Here is a 17,173-nt window from a genome sequence, read left to right on the forward strand (position 1 = left end):
GAATAATCCCGACTCATTGAACAGCGGCCGAATTTCGCTGGGCTTCACCCGGCGGGCAGGCGTGTCCTGCTGCTTTCCACCCACGTATGGCTTTTTCCCTGTGGCCTTCGACACACGGTCGCGTAGGATTCTTCCCGTGGAAGCGATCGATGCTGAGATCCTAGACCAGCTCAAGCAGCTTGAGGATGGCCAAATTGACGTCTACGAGTTCGAGGATTGGCTGGTCCCTAATACCTGGGACACAAGCACCCCACTGATTGCCGAAATCAATCACACCTTGGCCGAGAAGTCCCTGCTCACCGAGGACCAACTGATCAGCGAACTTCTCTCATTCGCCAAGGCTGCCGTACTAAGGCCAGCCTCCACCGCTTAGGGCTCTCGCCTCCAATCAGCTAGCTGGATACCCAGCTGAGGGCTTGGAGTTCGCTGTAGGCGTGGAGGCCGAAGACGCCTTTGGTGCTCCCAATGCCGCTCACTTGAGGGCGGCTGCGAAGTGATGGTGGTTGTCGTTCCACCAGCGGCGTCGGCGGTGGTAGCGCTCGGCGCCATCGGTCTGGTTCCACATTTCGACGAAGTTGGGGTCTCCGGATTCCACTCTGTGGCGGATGAACTCCTCGCCACGGGTGAGGGCGACGTCGATTGTGGTCAGCAGTTCCTTGCGGCCGTCTCGGTCTAGACCGTAGGCGTCGGCCACGAGCCGCAGCCGCGCTGGCCGGTCAGCCGGCCGCCACCCGAGGCGGGCTTGGTCGAAGTCGTTCTCGATCGGCACACACAACCGGGCCAGTTGGGCCAAATCGAAGACGGGGCGTCCGGGAGCCGCGAACTCGAAGTCGAGCAAGGCAACGGCGACGCCATCTCGAAATACAACGTTCTCCGGGCACACGTCGTTGTGGCATACCACCGTCCCGCCTGCCGGGTCCGACAAACTGCCATTCCAAGTGTGCCCCAGAGGGTCGAAGTCCTTGGCGGCGTCGTGGAAGCCGCGAAGCAGCTCGACCATGGATGCCAAAGCAATATCCGACTGGCTCCACTCCGGATATGGCGCTATCGGAACTTCGCCTTCAATAAACACGAGCCGCTCGCGGGAATCGTCGTCAATGCCGACCGGTTCGGGAACTCCCTCAAATCCGGCCCGTCTTACCGCCCGAAGAAAAGCGTGAATCGAACCTGAGTGAGGATTCGACGGGCGAAGAACATGCGGACCGACCCGGACTACCTGCCCAGCGTTCGCAATCCCCCCGCCAAGGGGCTCCTCAACCACGCCAATCAGTGTGCCACCGAAAAGCAGCTAGCTAGATACCCAGCTGAGGGCTTGGAGTTCGCTGTAGGCGTGGAGGCCGAAGATGCCTCGGTCGCGGCCTACGCCGCTCATCTTGAAGCCTCCGAAGGGGGCGTGGACGTGGGGGGCCAGTGAGTTGATGCCGACGTTGCCCGATTCGATGCGCTGGCCGATCTCGAAGGCCCGGGCGGGGCTGTCGGCGAACACGTAGCTGAACAGGCCGTAGTGGCTGTCATTGGCCAGCTCCACCGCGTGGTCGTCGCCGTCGTGGGGCATCACCGCCACCACTGGTCCGAAGATCTCCTCGGTCACCACCCGCATGTCCGGCTCGCAATCCGCCAGCAAGGTGGGAGCCACGAAGTAGCCGGGAAGGTCCGGTCGCTCCCCACCGCACTGCAAGGTGGCCCCATCGGCCACGCCGCTGGCGATGAAGTGCTCCACCCGGCTGCGGTGCAGCTCGGTGATGACCGGGCCGACGATCGTCTCCCGATCGAGGGCGTCGCCCACCTTGAGCATCCCGGCCACCGCGGTCAGCTTGTCCACCACCTCGTCGTAGCGGGAGCGGTGGACGATCACCCGGGTGGGAGCGGTGCAGATCTGGCCGCTGTGAAGCCCCCACACCGATGCGATGGCCCCAATCGCGGCGTCCACGTTGCAGTCGTCGGTGAGCACGCAGGCCCCCTTGCCGCCCAGCTCCATGAGCAACCGCTTCATGGTGGCTGCTCCGGCCCTCATGATCTTGACCCCCACCGCGGACGAACCGGTGAAGCTCACCATGTTCACGTCGGGTGACCCCACCAGAGCGGCTCCGGCGGCGGCCCCTGAGCCGGTGATGATGTTGACCACACCTGGCGGGAACCCGGCCTCCTCGATGATCTCCACCACCTTGATCATGGCCAGGGGATCTTGAGGCGCCGGCTTGATCACCACGGTGTTGCCCATGGCCAGCGCAGGGGCGACCTTGCCTGAGACATTGACCAGCGGGAAGTTGTACGAGGTGATGCAGGCCACCACGCCCACCGGCTGGCGGATGACGTGGGCCCCCGCCAAACCGCCCGGCCCCAGCGGATTGGCCTCCACCGGATACGGCGCCATTGACTCGTCCAGGTCCACCGGAATCTCGTACTGGCGGAATCGGTCGCCGCACGCGGGAAGCTGCACCGCCTCGGTGATGTTGATGGTGGCCCCGGTCTCCCCTTGAAGCAGCCCAGTCAGGCCGCCGATCCGCTCGTCGATCAGATCAGCAGCCCGGCCCAGCAAGGCGCAGCGCTCAGCCATCGGAGTGTCTCGCCAGCCCGGCAGAGCTGCCTTGGCCGCGGCAGCCGCGTCGGCCACCTGCGAAGTCGACGCCTCGGGGGCGTGGCCGATCACCTGGGTGGTGTTCGGGTCGACGATCTCGTAGGTGCCCGCCTCCGGCGCCACCCAGTCACCCCCGATGAGCAGGCGATATTCGTCGTCGACGTTCAGCGGCTCCAATTCGGCCAGTGCCATAGCAATCCCCCCTTGCCGAATAACCCGTCGCCTCAAACAGCTACGCGGCGATTCCGTACTTCTCCAGGCCGTACAACTCGATGGCGTTGCCCCGCAGCAGCTTGTAGGTCTCCTCCTCGTTGAGCGCAGCCTGGGTCACGATCCTGGTGGCGATCTCTTTGGTGTGGGGGAACGTGGAGTCGGCATGGGGGTAGTCCACTTCGAAGGTGATCTGGTCCATGCCGATCAGGTCGCGGTTGCGCAGTCCCACCTCGTCGTCGAACATGCAGCCCCACACGTGGCCGGCGATGTAGGAGGACGGCGGATTGGGCAGATTGACCCCGAAATCGCCGTCGTCGTCGTTGATCCGCTCCTCCCACAGCTTGTCCATGCGCTCGATCACATAGGGCATCCACCCCACCTGGCCCTCGCTGTAGGCCACCCGCAGGCCGGGATACCGCTCGAACGCCCCGGAGAGGATGTAGTCGCACATCGAGCCCATTGCGTTGCTGAAGGTGATGGTGGAGCTGACCGCGAACGGGGCGTCGGGCGACGTTGTCGGCATCTTCGAGGAGGAGCCGATGTGCATGTTCACCACAGTCCCGGTCTCCTCGCATGCCGCGAAGAACGGCTCCCAGAATCGACTGGGGTCGTGGATCGACGGCAGTCCCAGGTGGTAGGGGTTCTCGGAGAACGCCACCGCGAAGCTGCCCTTGTCGGCGCAGCGGTGGATCTCCTCGGCGGCCAGACGGGCGTCCCACAGCGGGATGATGGTCAGCGGGATCAGTCTCCCTTGGCCATCGCCCGCGCACCACTCGTCGATCATCCAGTCGTTGTAGGCCTTCACGCACAGCAGGGCCAGTTCCTTGTCCTCCCGCTCGTGGAAGGTCTGGCCGCAGAACCGGGGCAGCACGTTGGGGAAGCAGATCGAGGCGTCTACGTGATTGGCCTCCATGTCCTCGAGGCGCTCCTTCTGCTTCCAGCACCCCGGCAGGATCTCGTCGAACGTAACCGGGGTGTTGGTGAGCGGCTCGAACCCGATGGCCGCCGACAGCTTGGGGAACGGGTAGATCAGGTCGTCATAGAGCCACCAGTCGCCCCAAGTGCCGTCGGGTGATCCCTTTTCGTAGCTGAACACCCCGCCCTCGAAGTGGAACGTCGCCTTGTCGCGCTCCACCCGGGGGCAGCGGTCGTGGAACTTGCGGGGAAGCCGCTCAGTCCAAAGGTCGGGCGGTTCGACCACGTGGTCGTCCACCGAGATGATGCGCGGGATCTCTGCCATGGGGAGGAAGCTTACCGATGCTTTCGCCCAAGCCATTCACTCAACGCCCGGTTCTTCGCCAACGAGCCCAGGCATGGCCTAGATTGTGCCCAAAGCGTGCCGAAGGGCCGCATATAAGGGGCGAACCATGTTTGACAGCATCATCAAAGGCGGCGACATCGTCGACGGCACCGGCAGCCCTCGCTACCGAGCCGATCTGGGATTGCAGGGCGGTCGAATCTCCGCCATCGGCGACCTGAGCGCAGCCGAGGCAGCCAGCACGGTGGACGCGACCGGCAAAGCAGTGTGCCCCGGCTTCATCGATGTCCACACCCACCTCGACGCCCAGGTGTTCTGGGACACCACGCTTAGCCCGTCGCCTCTTCACGGAGTGACCAGCGTCATCGGGGGCAACTGCGGGTTCACCATCGCGCCGCTCAGCGACGACCCTGCCGACGGCGAGTATCTGATGCAAATGCTGGCCCGGGTGGAGGGCATGCCCCTGGAGTCGCTCCAGGTCGGCGTGCCGTGGAACTGGCGGTCTACCGCCGAATATTTCGACGCCTTCGATGGCACCCTTTCGATCAACACCGCCTTCAAGGTGGGCCACTCTGCGCTGCGCCGGGTGGTCATGGGGCCGGAATGCGTCAAGCGGGAGGCCACCCCCGAGGAGCTGGCCCAGATGCAGGACCTGCTCCGGGCCGGCTTGGAGGCCGGTGCGCTGGGGTTCTCCTCCTCCTACGCCCGCACCCACAACGACCCGTTCGGCAACATGGTGCCCAGCCGCTATGCCAGCCGAGAGGAGCTGGTGGAGCTGGCCCGAGTGTGCTCGGAGTACCCGGGCACCTCGTTGGAGCTGATTCCCTGTGTCGGCCCGTTCGACGATGCCGCCATCAACCTGATGACTGACATGTCAGTAGCGGCCCAGACCCAGCTCAACTGGAACGTGATGACCGTGGCCGAGGGCAACCTGGACGAGTGCTACGCCAAGCTGGAGGCCAGCGATCACGCCAAGGCCAACGGCGGCAAGGTGGTGGCCCTCACCGTGCCCATGGCCTTCTCGGTTCGCCTCAGCATGGCCGGCGGCTTCGTGCTCGACGCCCTGCCCGACTGGGAGGGCGCCATGCTGGCCCCGCCCGCCGAGAAGATGGCGCTGTTGGCCGACCAGGCCGAGCGCGACCGCCTCGACGAGCTGGCCCAGCAGCCCGGACCGCTCAAGGGATTGGCCGACTGGTCCACGAAGATCATCTTCGACACGTTCGCCCCGGAGAACGAGCAATATCGGGGGCGCACCGTGGGCCAGATTGCCGAGGACGAGGGCAAGAAGCCGTTCGACGCCCTGTGCGACATCGTGGTGGCCGACGAGCTGAAGACCTCCTTCGGCACGCCGCCGCCGGTGTCGTCCACCGAGGACTGGAAGGCCCGCATGGAGATCTGGCGGGACGGCCGGGCGGTGATCGGCGCCTCCGACGCCGGAGCCCACCTCGACCTGTTCATGACCGCCAACTACGCCACGTCCATGCTCGGCCAGTGCATGCGGGAGCGGGAGCTCATCTCGACCGAGGAGGCCGTCCATCTGATGACCGATGTGCAGGCCCAGCTGTACGGCCTCAAGGAGCGGGGCCAGCTCCAAGAGGGCTGGCACGGCGACGTGGTGGTGATCGACGAGTCCCGGGTGGGGGCCAAGCCGCTCACGGTGGTGGCCGACCTGCCCGCCGGCGCTCCCCGCCTGTACGGAGAGGCCGACGGCATCGACCACGTGTTCTGCAACGGCGAGGAAATCGTTCGGGACGGGAAGTTCACCGACGCTCGACCGGGCAAGCACCTCCGCAGCGGAAGCGACACCGAGCGAATAGACCTCTCCTAGACTCCAGACTTCCCATCCCAATCGGCCCAAGGGGCCCCCAACCCAACTGATCACAAGCAAAAACAGGAGCCACCATGCCCGAAGCAGTCATCGTCGCCACCTCCCGCACGCCCATCGGGCGAGCCGTAAAGGGCTCGCTGGCCGACGTCCGCCCCGACGACATGTCGGCGTTCATCATCGACGACGTGCTCGGCAAGGTCCCCCAGATCGACGGGGCCGATGTCGAGGACGTGATGTGGGGCTGCGCCCAGCCCGCGGGCGAGGCCGGTTACAACATCGCTCGGTTGTCGGGGCTGCTGGCCGGCCTGGACGTGCCCGGCGTGACCGTGAACCGCTACTGCTCCTCGTCGCTTCAGACCATCCGCATGGCCGCCCACGCAGTGCGGGCCGGTGAGGGCGACGTGTTTGTTTCTGGCGGGGTGGAGTGCGTGAGCCGCTTCGCCTCCGGTGCCTCCGACCGGGGCGGCAAGAACGACAAGTTCGCCGAGGCCGAGGCTCGCTCAGCTGAGCGCAGCGGCGAGGGCACTGCGGTGTGGTCACCGCCTGAGGGCCTGCCCGACATCTACATCGCCATGGGCCAGACCGCGGAGAACGTAGCCCAGGCCTGGAATGTCAGCCGCGAGCGCCAGGACGAGTTCGGCGTCAGGTCGCAGAACCGGGCCGAGGCGGCCCAGGAGCGGGGCTTCTTCGAGCGGGAGATCACCCCCTATCCGCTGGCCGACGGCACGCTGGTGACCAAGGACGACGGCATTCGAGCCGGCACCGTCATCGAGAAAGTGTCCCAGCTCAACCCGGTGTTCCGCCCCGACGGCACCGTTACCGCGGGCAATGCATGCCCGCTCAACGACGGGGCCGCCGCGGTGGTGGTGATGAGCGACACCAAGGCCGCCGAGCTGGGCGTGAAGCCGCTGGCCCGGATCGTGGCCTCTGGGGTGGCCGCAGTGAACCCTGAGATCATGGGCCTCGGCCCCATTCCGGCCATCGCCCAGGTACTGGAGCGGGCCGGGATGACCATCGACGACGTCGACCTGGTGGAGATCAACGAGGCCTTCGCCGCCCAGGTGATCCCCAGCGCCGACGAGTTGGGCATCGACTACGACAAGCTCAACGTGAATGGCGGGGCCATCGCCCTGGGCCACCCCTTTGGCATGACCGGCGCCCGCATCATGGGCACGCTGTTGAACGGGCTGGAGGACGCCGACAAGACCATCGGTGTCGAGAGCATGTGCGTGGGCGGCGGCCAGGGCATGGCCATGATTGTGGAGCGCCTTAGCTAGGCCCCACACCCATCATCCGGGCCTGCTAGGCCCTTAAGCGAAGGGGTCGGCTGCGCCCGTACGCACCCCAGGCGTAAATGTGACCGGCATCGACACCACGCCGGTCATCAGCAGATTGCCGGGATAGGGCTTGAACCCGTCGAGGTCTATTTCGTAGTCGCCGATGCGAGCGAGAACGTCCCGGAGCATGAGCTCTGACTCGATGCGGGCGATCGACGAGCCGATGCAGCGGTGGCCGCCCAGCCCGAACGCCAAGTGCTTGTTCGCTTCTCGGTCGATGCGCACCTCGTCGGGGGCGTCGAACATCTCGGGATCGTGGTTGGCCGTCACCCAGCTGATGAACACGATGTCGCCTCGGCGGATCTGGCGGCCACCCAATTCCACGTCGCGGGTGGCGGTGCGGGTAAGGGTCTCGCTGGGGCTGTAGTGGCGCAAGAACTCCTCCACCGCGGTCGGGATCAGACTCGGATCGTCGATGAGCCGGGCGCGGTCCTCGGGATGGGTGCCCAGGTGGTGCAGGCCCCACGACACCAGCGACGTGGTGGTGTCGAGGCCGCCCGCCACCAGGTTCCACATGATGGCGGTGATCTCGTCGTCGCTCAGCATCCGGCCATCCAACGGGGACGACACCAATGCAGTGGTGACATCGTCGGCCGGGTTGTCCCGGCGGAACGCGGCAAAGTCGCGAAGCTCCTCCCACATGTCCGGTTGGTGGGCGATTGCACTCTTGTACCGCTCGTCGGTGGATTCATACGACGAGGTGGCATGGAAGAAGTCGGCGTAGTGCTGCCAGTTCGACGAGACCATGCCCATCATCTCCAGCGTCAGCACCGCCGGAACCGGCGTGGTGTAGTCGAGCACCAAGTCGGCCTGGCCCGACTCGATGATCTCGTCGATAAACCACGCCGACACCGCCTCCATGCGGGGACGATTGCTCTCGACTGCGTTGATCGTCATGAGCGGGTTCAGCACCCGCCGCAGATCGGCGTGCTCGGGCCCGTCGATCTCCGACACTCCTTGGCGGGGGATGTAGCCCGGGCGGGGTACTCCGCAGATGCCCATGTAGGAGATGCCGTCGGGGGCGTCGGGCTCGTACTTGTGGGCGAACGTCTCATTGTCTCGGGCTACCTGGGCCACCGACTCATAGTCGGTGACCATCCAGAAACCGCCGTAGTGCTCGTTGAACATCACCGGGCAGCTCTCCCGCAACTCGTGGTAGCGGCTATGGCGGTTGGCGACGAACTCCGGCGTCTGATGATCGATGTCGACTGTGACGTCTGCTGTCTCGGCGTCCACGCCCGCAGCGTAGTGGCCCGCTCGGGCGGTCCGGACAGCTACGAGCCGTAGACCAGCACTCCTTCGGCGTATTTCTCGGCAAAGAGCTTCAACACCTCGCCGACATCGGCGTGTCGCATGCAGTCGTCTTTGGAGAAGAGCATCTCACCGTCGACTTCTACGTCGAAGATGCCCGACGCACCGGTCACCAGAGTCAGATCCTCAATGATGTGTTGGTAGTTCTGAAGGAGGTCCTTGGCAGCGCTCACGGCGTGCTCGGAATAGTCTCAAGGAACTCAATAGGTGATGGTGATGCGGTGCTTTTGCGCCATGGGAGCAGGCTACCGGCGGGCAGTCGGCAACCCGCACATTTCTGCGACCGCTACTGTCGGACCCCATGAATCAACCAGCCGGCGAGGTCGGCGTGTTCGAGGCCATGCACACCCAGCGGGCGGTGAGGCGCTATCTGCCCGATCCGGTGCCCGACGAGATGGTCACCAAGGTGCTCGACGCCGCCATCCGGGCGCCCAGTGCCATCAACGGGCAGTTCGCCCGCTTCGTGGTGGTCACCGATCCTGAGAAACGCCGCCGTCTGGCCGAGCTTTATCTGGACGCTCAGCAGGAGTCGTACAACAATCCGTCAGCGGCGGGCACCGAGTGGCTGCGGGGCCAGGAGGCTGAAGTCGTCGAGAAGGCCGCCAAGTTCGCCCGCGAGGTGGGCGACGTGCCGGTGTTCATCATCGTGTGCTCCACCCAAAGGGGAGTGAGCCACTCGATATACCCCGCGGTGCAGAACCTCTTGGTGGCGGCCCGCAGCCTGGGATTGGGCACGGTGCTGACCACGCTGCACGCCTTCCGGGCCGACGAGGTTCGGGCCGTGCTGGGCATTCCCGACGACGTCCACATCGTGTGCGGCATCCCGATGGGGTGGCCCGCGGTGCCCTTCGGGCCGGTGCGCCGGCGGCCATTGTCGGAAGTTTGTTTCTGGAATGAATGGGAGGACCACGATGAGTGAGCAGAGTTTTGGGCCATTCTCTTTGAGAGTTGCCGACGGCGTGGGCTGGGTGGTTATCGATCATCCGCCCAAACAACTCGTTGACGGCCCCTTGATCGGCGGTCTCATGAGCCTTCTTGACGCCGTTGAGGCTGATGAGCAGGTGCATGTATTGGTGTTCGAGAGCGCTGATCCCGAGTTCTTCTTGATGCACGGCGATGTGGAGCAGATCCTGGCTATGGAGGCGCCCGCCGAGGTGCCGAGCGAGCCCAACTTTGCCGCGGCCACGTTCGACCGCTGCCGCACCATGGGGGTGGCCACCATCGGCATGATCGACGGCATCGCCCGGGGTGGCGGCTCAGAGTTCCTGCTGTCGCTCGACATGCGCTTTTCTGGGCCACGCACCGTGTTGGGCCAGCCCGAGGTGGCTATGGGCATCATCCCCGGGGCCAGTGGCACTCAGCGGCTGGCCCGCCTGGTGGGCCGCAGCCGGGCGCTGGAGATCGTCTTGTCGGGCAACGACGTGACCGCCGAGGAGGCCGCGGACATCGGCTACGTCAACCAGGTGCTGCCCTCCGATCAGCTCCGAGCCCTCACCACCCAGGTGGCCCGTCGCATCGCCGCCTCGCCCCGGCTGTCAATCGCCAAGGCCAAGCAGGCCGTGGACGCCGCGTTGGGGCCGGTGGAGCCAGGCTTGTTGACCGAGACCCAGGCGATGATGGCCTGCTCAGCCACCGGCCAGCATGTGGCCCTTATGCAGCGCTTCCTCGACGCTGGCGGCCAAACCCGCGAGACCGAGCGCGACCCCGCCGCGATGGCTGCGGTGATCGACGAGATGCTGGGAATCGACTAGCCCAATTCCGGCCAAAGGGCCAGGGCGGTGCCCCCCAAGAACTGGGCCTTCTCGCGCTCGGTAAGCCCAGCGCAAGCTGCTCGGGCCTGGTCGGCTAGTTCCTGGTAGGGCCGGTCGTGGGTCTGGGAGTAGTCCGATCCCCACATGAGCCGGTTGAGGCCGAACTGCTCGGCCAGCCGCTCCAACATGGCCGCCGGGTCACCCGCATCCAGCACATGGGGAGTGACCTTCAAGTACAAGTTCCCCAGGTGGGCATAGTCCCCAATCGACTCTGGCGCGAACCCGCAGTGGTCGAGAGACAAGATCACATCAGGATGGGCGGCCACCGCGTCGCCCAACGCTGGCAGATACTCGGGCACCGTGGCCGCGCTGACCCGTAGGCCGAGTCGTCTCGCGGTGTCCCAAGTGGCCTCATCGTGCAGCGGCCCTCCCCCGCCGATAGCGAAAAACCGCACCCCACCCGCCCCGGCCGCAGCCAGCCGGTCGAGTTCGGCAGGTTCGTCGACGATCACTACCGCGCTGAACAAATCGGGGTAGGCCGCCCGAGCGTCCAGCGCATAGGAATTGTCCGTGCCGTAACCCCCCTGGGCCTGCACCAAGACCGCCCGGTCCACTCCAGCAGCCGCCATCTCGGCCAACAACTCCTCAGCGGTCACCGGAGCCTCATACACCCATTCCACCCCCGGATAGTCCGCCACCTGGAGCGGATATTTCTCAAAGTCATCCGAGATCACGTGAGTATGGGTATCGACTACGAGCACCCGGCTAGTTTGCTCGGCAACACCCCCTAACGCCGATCTCAGGGGGCTCCCTGTAGGGCAGATCGGCCACGAAAGGAAGCCAATATGGCTAGCTCAAACCAGAACTACACCTGCTTCGAGATCACCCTCGAAGGTGGCGTCGCCCATCTCCAGCTCTCGCGGCCCGAAGCCAGGAACTCAATGATTCCGGAATTCTGGTCTGAGCTGCCCGCTGCGGTGAATGAGCTGTCGGACTCCGGCGAAGCCCGAGCGCTGGTGATCTCCTCCACCGGACGCCACTTCACCGCGGGAATGGATCTGTCGGTGTTCACCCAGCCGGACTCTCTGTTCTCGGGTGGCTCAGATACTGATAGGGAGTCAGCAGAGGCACCGGAATTCGGCCGGGTCCGAGCCGAGACTCGCAACCTCGCCCTGATCCTCCAGGAGTCGTTCAGCTGCCTGGAGAAGGCCCGTATGCCCGTGCTGGCCGCAGTGCAGGGCGGCTGCGTCGGCGGAGGGGTCGACATGGTCTGCGCCGCCGACATGCGGTACTGCACCGCCGATGCCTTCTTCTGCATCCAAGAGATCAACATCGCCCTGACTGCTGACTTAGGCACCCTTCAACGGCTGCCTCGGATCATCCCCGACGGGCTGGCCCGCGAGCTCGCCTACACCGGCCGCCGGCTCACCGCCGATGAGGCAAAGGCAGCTGGACTGGTCAACCAGGTCTACCCTGATCAAGAGGCCATGATCGAAGGAGTACTCGCCATCGCGCAGGAAATTGCCCAGCGCTCGCCACTGGCTATTTGGGGATCGAAGGAGATGCTCAACTACACCCGCGACCACAGCGTGGACGACGGTCTCAACTATGTAGCCACCTGGCAATCGGGCATGTTCCACCCCGACGATATGGCCGAGGTGTTCGCTGCGAGAACCGAGGGCCGCGACCCCGTCTTTCAAAACCTCCTACCCGTGAGGCGAACGCTGTAGTTCAGGATCATTGGCAACAGGCAGCTAGGTTCAACCCATGGCTTCGATTGCTACCGACCGCTACGTCGACCGGGCCGAGATGGAGGACTTCGTCCGACCCCGCCACCGGGGCGTGCTCCTCACCACTCGCCGAGACGGGCGCCCCCAGAGCTCGCTGGTGACTATGGGCCTCGATACCAGTGGCCGGGTGGTGGTGTCTAGCTACCCCGAGCGGGCCAAGTCGATGAACGTCAAGCGCAACCCTTCGGCCTCCATGGTGGTGATGTCGGATGAGTTCGGCGGCGAGTGGATGCAGCTCGACGGAACCGCAGAAGTCCTCGACATGCCCGAGGCTCTCGACGGCCTAGTCGAATACTTCCGAGTCATCTCCGGCGAACACCCCGACTGGGACGAATACCGCGAGGCCATGGCCCACCAGGGCAAATGCCTCATCCGCCTCACAATCGACCAATGGGGCCCTATCTCCAAAGGCGGCTTCCCCGCCCGCCTAGTCCAAGACGACTGAGGGAGCACGTCGTGGACTACCTCATGTCATCGCCTGTAGATCGACACAGGCCTTGTACAAGACCCGTTCGAGTTGCAGGTCTGGTGGGACGCCGTCGCGTTGCCGGTAATCGGTGAACGAGTCGCCGACGGGCTCGAAGCAGTAGAGGCCGACAGCATCGAGAACTTGCTGTGCAGTTGAGGCCCATTTGAGGGTCCTCTCGAAATCGCTGTCGTTGATGACCCTTACTGCGATGAAGAAATAGATCTTCGGGTCGACCGAGCGGAGCCAGGTGGTCAGATCGCCTCCGCCGGGCCCTCCTGTGCGAGGCGCTGTGCCGGTCATCGTCTGACGTCTGCTGAATTCGCCCTTCAGGTCGATGCACTTGAAAGCAAGTTCCTTGACCCGTTTGTCGATGTCGGCTGATCCAGGGCGGCCACTCTCCTTTTGCCTCGGAGAGTTGATGTGCTTGGGCGTACCCATCATCTTCGCTTCGAGCATGAACCGGAGATCGCCTTCAGCGGGATAGACGCAATCGAGGTTGTGTACAGGCACGATGAGCCCGGGGACTGGGCGACGAGACGTCAAGAGCTCGACACCGGAGCACTGCTTGAGGAGGAGAACGAGCAGATCGTTGAAGAAGTCGCCTTTGCCATTTTGGAGATCGGCTCCCAATTCGGACTTCTCGTCGTCGGTCATGTCAGCACCCACCGACGCGGCGATGGAAGCGTCGAATTGAGACATCGCCAGTAAGAACGCTTGTTCTACTTGATTCCAGCTTGTGTGCCCCTCAGCCTCGGCGGCGGCGTACACATCCATGAACGGGGCACATCGTTGGCTCGTGGCCCATCGAGCGTTGGTTGGAGCGGGCATCTATTGACTCTTCCTGTCAACTCCTGCTCAATTGAATGCCACTACAAGACCGCCCGCCAACCTGGTCAATGTCGCTGGCCACTCCATACGCCTCTGCCGCTGCTTCAGTCGCGGCACGACGATCTCGCTCTTTGAAGGCCCTTCTTAGGTGCTCCTGTAGCTCCGTGTTGATGGCATCGGGGGCGGGTACTCGAATCTTGCGCAAATACTGTGCCTGGAATCGGTAGGTGCCACCTCGCATCTTGACGCAGTAGGCACCGACAAAGAGGTTGGCGATGTCGGACAGCAGAAGGCCGCCGAGCACTTCAAGGTCCCATGAATCGGATACCACGTAGTAGAGGTTGTGGTGGGGGTAGAAGCCACCAGGATCCAAAACGGGGTGTGAAAGCGCCTTGATGTCCGGAAGCAACAGCTTGGGCCGGTCAATCAGTTCAGGAGTAACCCGGTCGATGGTCCGATACCAGGCTTTCGGCTGCCTCCGGGCGACATGACGTGATCGAAGCAACTTGCTGTTCTGCTCGAAGTGGCGCGCCAGTCCTGGGTAGTCGCGCAGGTCCACGAGCCCATCCTTATCCCAGGGATTGATCAGGTACTTGCCCGACCAATCAGGACGACCCGTCGCGATATCGCCTGCGGTCAGGAGTGGGAGCAGACGATCGGGCTCCACCCCCTCGGCCTCAGCCCGGATATAGACCTCGTCGCATCCCGTAGCAACGCCAATGCCAATACGTGTCCCTGTCCGAGGATCTTCGAGTGGGACAAACCGGGATTCGAGATCGGCCAACAACTCAAGCCTCTTAGGGGATCCTGCTGGCCATAAATCTGGACCCTCAAACCACCTTGTCAACTCGCCTGCCTCAAAACCCCTAGAGGCAGACAAGGGCTGCTGTGAATCACATGGCCAATCGAGCACCAAGGAGGCCTCGTGCTGATCGAAGGAAGCGTTGGCATCCACTACACGTACAGGACCCTGGACGCCATTCCGAAGGATGGTTATGGCTGGGTACGCCGACACCTCCTCTTCGAACGCGTCGACATCATGCATGACTATGACCGTGTCAACGGCATAGCAATTCGACACCAGCTTGCGGAGGTGCGCGCCGTACTGGTTCCGCATCCATCGGTCTGCGCAGATATAGGACAGCTGGCCCTCAGGACCAAGCAAAGACAAGCCCTTCTCAAAGAACCCTATGTAGATGTCTGCTCGACCTCGCATGGTTGGCCACATGGATCGGTAAGCATCGCTGACTTCCCTGGGGACGTCCTCAAGACGGACATACGGAGGATTCCCCACCACAAAGTCAGCTGTTTGTACCGGCTCTTCGCTCAGGAGGAAATCACTCGTTGTGACCCACCGCGCAGCGAGGCGCTCTGCACTCTCCAGTGCCTCACCCAGATCGAGAAGTTTGGCTACAACAGCCTTCCGAGCAATCTCAGCATTGTGTTCAAGCAAGTCGAAGCCTGCGATGGCACTCCCTTGCTCAGACAGTAGACGCCCATGAGTGGCGCATGACTCCGCGAGCCTCTCAACGATTGGAAGAAGGAACGCCCCACACCCGCACGATGGCTCCACGACCACCTTTGCCCCCAGGTCGGTTTCAGGCGTGTAGCCGATGAGGTCGAGCATTAGGTCGACGACCCACCTTCGCGTAAACACTTCGCCGTACTCGCCTTGAGAGTCGGCTTCGACCATCGGCCGGCGAGAATCCAGGAGCGGCAACTGCCGAGTGCCACTCACGCGGAACTCCCTATGCAGCGCAAACTACATGGCTGGAATCTCATATCAGTACATTAGCGACACGCAGTGACAATTACGCGCCGCTCTGGCCTGCTTAGAAAGAGAACCCTGACAGAAATTCAGTTAAACCTAGGACGACCCAAGTCGCTCGAGTTGGCGGCGGAGCCAGTGTTCTCGGTCGGTGGCGTAGCGGTGGGCTATGGCGGTTTGGGGGAAGAGGCCTACTCCGTGGGGGGCGCCGGGGTATACGTGGAGTTCGGTGGGGACGCCGGCGCCGTAGAGGCGCATGGCGTAGATGATGTTCTCGTCGCGGAAGCCGTCGGCGCCTCCTACGCAGACGTAGGCCTCGGGGAGGCCGGATAGGTCTTCGGCTCGGGCGGCGGCTGCGGTGTAGGGGACGTTGTCGGTGCCGTAGAGATCGCCGAGGTAGCTCTGCCAGCCGAAGGCGTTCGATGCTTTGTTCCAGATCACCAGGTCTTCATCCTGGCTGGACGGGGTGATCTGGCGGTCGTCGAGCATGGGACAGTCCAGGAGCTGGAACTGCAACGGGACCTCGGCCCGGTCTCGGGCCAGCAACGCCAACGCGGCGCACAGGCCACCTCCGGCGCTGACTCCGGTGATGCCAATCTTGTCGGGGTCGATGCCGATCTCCGCGGCGTTGTCGTACGTCCACTTCAAACCGGTGTAGCAGTCCTCCAGCGGACCGGGATAGGGCGTCTCCGGGGCCAGGCGGTACTCCACTGACACGCCGACGATGCCGTAGGTTGGACACCACCGATCGAACTTGGCGTCGTCCATGTCGTAGGTGCCCCGGATGTAGCCCCCGCCGTGGATCGAGTACACGCATGGAACCACACCCTCCAGCCCCACTGGCCGGTGTACCCGCACCACCACGCCGTTGGCTTCGTTCACCACATGGTCTGACCGCTCCACCGCGTCGCTCAGCTCGGGAAACTGGACTGGCAAGCTGGCCCGAACCTCGGGCAGCAGCTCGGCACTGAGGTCACGAGTCGGCACCGTGTGCTTGAGCTGCTCGATTTCCTTGTCTAACAGGACCATCGCAATACCCGCCTTTCTGGTGCTCTTGAGCTAAGAGCCCCTCAGCCGAGCCGCTCAAGTTGCCGGCGGAGCCAGTCTTCCTGGTCGGCGGAATAGCGCTGGGCGATCTCAAGGTGGCCGAAGAGGGCGACGCCGTGGGGGGCGCCGGGGTAGACGTGCAACTCGGTGGGCACGCCCGCGCCGTACAGTCGCATGGCATAGGTGATGTCCTCGTCGCGAAAGCCATCGGCTCCGCCGATGCAGACGTAGGCATCGGGCAGACCGGATAGATCCTCAGCCCGGGAAGGAGCCGCGGTGTAGGGCACATCGTCTGACCCATAGAGGTCGCCGAGATAGCTCTGCCAGCCAAAAGCGTTCGACTCCCTGCTCCAAACCAGCAGTTCGTCAAGTTGGCTCGACGGGGTGATCTGGCGGTCATCAATCATCGGGCAGTCCAGCAATTGGAATTGCAGCGGCACCTCGCCCCGATCCCGGGCCAACAGCGCCAGCGCAGCGCACAATCCGCCTCCGGCGCTCACTCCGGTGATGCCGATCTTGTCCCGGTCGATGCCGAGCTCATCGGCATTGTCATACGTCCACTTCAATCCGGCATAGCAGTCCTCCAGCGGTCCGGGATAAGGCGTCTCCGGTGACAACCGGTACTCCACCGACACCCCGACGATGCCGTACTCCTGACACCAGCGGTCGAACTTAGCGTCGTCCATCTCATAGCTGCCCAGGATGTAACCCCCGCCGTGAATCGAATACACGCAGGGCGCGGCGCCCTCCTGCCCAACCGCTCGATGCACCCGAACTACCACGCCGTTGGCTTCGTCCACCACATGGTCGGTGCGCTCCACCGCATCGCTCAGTTCAGGAAGCTCTCCTAAGCGTCCAGCCCGCAACTCGGGCAAATTATCCGCATTGATGACCGCAAACGGCACCATTTCCTTGATCGGCTCGATCTCCTCATGCAGCGGCACCGTCGCCATAGCAGCTCCTTCTCTCAGCCCGGTCGGCAACCCAACCAGCGT

General features: G+C 63.9%; 16 protein-coding genes and 1 pseudogene. 7 read left to right on the top strand and 10 right to left on the bottom strand.

Annotation, left to right across the window (positions count from 1 at the left end; all coding sequences use genetic code 11):
* Positions 1–136 precede the first annotated feature (136 nt).
* On the top strand, positions 137–373 hold the full coding sequence (locus ACOGJC_RS17075) for a hypothetical protein (RefSeq protein ID WP_419846196.1): 237 nt from the start codon (positions 137–139) through the stop codon (positions 371–373).
* A gap of 99 nt (positions 374–472) precedes the next feature.
* Here ACOGJC_RS17075 and ACOGJC_RS17080 read toward each other — a convergent pair whose 3' ends face one another.
* From ACOGJC_RS17080 to ACOGJC_RS17090, 3 genes are all read right to left on the bottom strand, one after another.
* Positions 473–1,000, bottom strand: coding sequence for a phosphotransferase family protein (locus ACOGJC_RS17080; RefSeq protein ID WP_419848262.1), 528 nt, complete (start codon positions 998–1,000; stop codon positions 473–475).
* Between the two features lie 288 nt (positions 1,001–1,288).
* The gene (locus ACOGJC_RS17085) at positions 1,289–2,770 is read right to left on the bottom strand and encodes an aldehyde dehydrogenase family protein (protein ID WP_419846197.1); all 1,482 of its coding nucleotides are present in this window, start codon (positions 2,768–2,770) and stop codon (positions 1,289–1,291) included.
* A gap of 40 nt (positions 2,771–2,810) precedes the next feature.
* Positions 2,811–4,031: an amidohydrolase family protein gene (locus ACOGJC_RS17090; protein WP_419846198.1), complete on the bottom strand. Its 1,221-nt coding sequence runs from the start codon at positions 4,029–4,031 to the stop codon at positions 2,811–2,813.
* 127 nt (positions 4,032–4,158) lie between these two features.
* Here ACOGJC_RS17090 and ACOGJC_RS17095 point away from each other — a divergent pair, with 127 nt between their 5' ends.
* Both ACOGJC_RS17095 and ACOGJC_RS17100 read left to right on the top strand, forming a co-directional pair.
* A complete protein-coding gene (locus ACOGJC_RS17095; protein ID WP_419846199.1) occupies positions 4,159–5,877 on the top strand; it encodes an N-acyl-D-amino-acid deacylase family protein in 1,719 nt (572 codons plus the stop codon).
* Between the two features lie 74 nt (positions 5,878–5,951).
* Positions 5,952–7,154: an acetyl-CoA C-acetyltransferase gene (locus tag ACOGJC_RS17100; protein WP_419846200.1), complete on the top strand. Its 1,203-nt coding sequence runs from the start codon at positions 5,952–5,954 to the stop codon at positions 7,152–7,154.
* Between the two features lie 33 nt (positions 7,155–7,187).
* Here the strand turns inward: ACOGJC_RS17100 and ACOGJC_RS17105 are convergent, their stop codons facing one another.
* Positions 7,188–8,450 carry a cytochrome P450 gene (locus ACOGJC_RS17105; protein WP_419846201.1) on the bottom strand — a complete coding sequence of 421 codons (1,263 nt, stop codon included), beginning with the start codon at positions 8,448–8,450 and terminating at the stop codon, positions 7,188–7,190.
* A 38-nt stretch (positions 8,451–8,488) separates the two neighbouring features.
* Positions 8,489–8,701 (bottom strand): annotated as a pseudogene (locus ACOGJC_RS17110) (Rdx family protein); the annotation flags it as partial.
* 125 nt (positions 8,702–8,826) lie between these two features.
* Between ACOGJC_RS17110 and ACOGJC_RS17115 the strand changes: the two are divergent.
* Together ACOGJC_RS17115 and ACOGJC_RS17120 are read left to right on the top strand one after the other, a co-directional pair.
* Positions 8,827–9,444: a nitroreductase family protein gene (locus tag ACOGJC_RS17115; RefSeq protein WP_419846202.1), complete on the top strand. Its 618-nt coding sequence runs from the start codon at positions 8,827–8,829 to the stop codon at positions 9,442–9,444.
* Entirely contained in the window at positions 9,437–10,276 is an 840-nt protein-coding gene (locus tag ACOGJC_RS17120; protein WP_419846203.1) for an enoyl-CoA hydratase/isomerase family protein, read from the top strand. The genes ACOGJC_RS17115 and ACOGJC_RS17120 overlap by 8 nt, the downstream gene beginning before the upstream one ends.
* Here the strand turns inward: ACOGJC_RS17120 and ACOGJC_RS17125 are convergent.
* Positions 10,273–11,037 carry an amidohydrolase family protein gene (locus ACOGJC_RS17125; RefSeq protein WP_419846204.1) on the bottom strand — a complete coding sequence of 255 codons (765 nt, stop codon included), beginning with the start codon at positions 11,035–11,037 and terminating at the stop codon, positions 10,273–10,275. The two genes, ACOGJC_RS17120 and ACOGJC_RS17125, sit on opposite strands and share 4 nt — an antisense overlap.
* Positions 11,038–11,121: 84 nt before the next feature.
* Between ACOGJC_RS17125 and ACOGJC_RS17130 the strand changes: the two genes are divergently transcribed.
* Positions 11,122–12,006: a crotonase/enoyl-CoA hydratase family protein gene (locus tag ACOGJC_RS17130; protein WP_419846205.1), complete on the top strand. Its 885-nt coding sequence runs from the start codon at positions 11,122–11,124 to the stop codon at positions 12,004–12,006.
* A 37-nt stretch (positions 12,007–12,043) separates the two neighbouring features.
* The gene (locus ACOGJC_RS17135) at positions 12,044–12,511 is read left to right on the top strand and encodes a PPOX class F420-dependent oxidoreductase (protein ID WP_419846206.1); all 468 of its coding nucleotides are present in this window, start codon (positions 12,044–12,046) and stop codon (positions 12,509–12,511) included.
* Between the two features lie 21 nt (positions 12,512–12,532).
* Here ACOGJC_RS17135 and ACOGJC_RS17140 read toward each other — a convergent pair whose 3' ends face one another.
* The 4 genes from ACOGJC_RS17140 to ACOGJC_RS17155 form a co-directional block, all read right to left on the bottom strand.
* A complete protein-coding gene (locus ACOGJC_RS17140; RefSeq protein WP_419846207.1) occupies positions 12,533–13,303 on the bottom strand; it encodes a hypothetical protein in 771 nt (256 codons plus the stop codon).
* Between the two features lie 76 nt (positions 13,304–13,379).
* On the bottom strand, positions 13,380–15,056 hold the full coding sequence (locus ACOGJC_RS17145) for an Eco57I restriction-modification methylase domain-containing protein (protein WP_419846208.1): 1,677 nt from the start codon (positions 15,054–15,056) through the stop codon (positions 13,380–13,382).
* A 174-nt stretch (positions 15,057–15,230) separates the two neighbouring features.
* Positions 15,231–16,160, bottom strand: coding sequence for an alpha/beta hydrolase (locus tag ACOGJC_RS17150; RefSeq protein ID WP_419846209.1), 930 nt, complete (start codon positions 16,158–16,160; stop codon positions 15,231–15,233).
* 41 nt (positions 16,161–16,201) lie between these two features.
* A complete protein-coding gene (locus tag ACOGJC_RS17155) occupies positions 16,202–17,131 on the bottom strand; it encodes an alpha/beta hydrolase (protein ID WP_419846210.1) in 930 nt (309 codons plus the stop codon).
* Positions 17,132–17,173: the final 42 nt, after the last annotated feature.

It is taken from the genome of Candidatus Poriferisocius sp. (assembly GCF_965204015.1).
In the GTDB taxonomy this organism is placed as follows: Bacteria; Actinomycetota; Acidimicrobiia; order Acidimicrobiales; family Bin134; genus Poriferisocius.

What these genes read in the sequence shown, in the direction of transcription:
- ACOGJC_RS17080 (WP_419848262.1), bottom strand. Translation starts at nt 1,000, where the DNA reads ATGGTCGAGCTGCTTCGCGGCTTCCACGACGCCGCCAAGGACTTCGAC.
- ACOGJC_RS17155 (WP_419846210.1), bottom strand. Translation starts at nt 17,131, where the DNA reads ATGGCGACGGTGCCGCTGCATGAGGAGATCGAGCCGATCAAGGAAATG.
- ACOGJC_RS17115 (WP_419846202.1), top strand. Translation starts at nt 8,827, where the DNA reads ATGAATCAACCAGCCGGCGAGGTCGGCGTGTTCGAGGCCATGCACACC.
- ACOGJC_RS17095 (WP_419846199.1), top strand. Translation starts at nt 4,159, where the DNA reads ATGTTTGACAGCATCATCAAAGGCGGCGACATCGTCGACGGCACCGGC.
- ACOGJC_RS17090 (WP_419846198.1), bottom strand. Translation starts at nt 4,031, where the DNA reads ATGGCAGAGATCCCGCGCATCATCTCGGTGGACGACCACGTGGTCGAA.
- ACOGJC_RS17150 (WP_419846209.1), bottom strand. Translation starts at nt 16,160, where the DNA reads ATGGTCCTGTTAGACAAGGAAATCGAGCAGCTCAAGCACACGGTGCCG.
- ACOGJC_RS17085 (WP_419846197.1), bottom strand. Translation starts at nt 2,770, where the DNA reads ATGGCACTGGCCGAATTGGAGCCGCTGAACGTCGACGACGAATATCGC.
- ACOGJC_RS17135 (WP_419846206.1), top strand. Translation starts at nt 12,044, where the DNA reads ATGGCTTCGATTGCTACCGACCGCTACGTCGACCGGGCCGAGATGGAG.
- ACOGJC_RS17130 (WP_419846205.1), top strand. Translation starts at nt 11,122, where the DNA reads ATGGCTAGCTCAAACCAGAACTACACCTGCTTCGAGATCACCCTCGAA.
- ACOGJC_RS17145 (WP_419846208.1), bottom strand. Translation starts at nt 15,056, where the DNA reads ATGGTCGAAGCCGACTCTCAAGGCGAGTACGGCGAAGTGTTTACGCGA.
- ACOGJC_RS17100 (WP_419846200.1), top strand. Translation starts at nt 5,952, where the DNA reads ATGCCCGAAGCAGTCATCGTCGCCACCTCCCGCACGCCCATCGGGCGA.
- ACOGJC_RS17120 (WP_419846203.1), top strand. Translation starts at nt 9,437, where the DNA reads ATGAGTGAGCAGAGTTTTGGGCCATTCTCTTTGAGAGTTGCCGACGGC.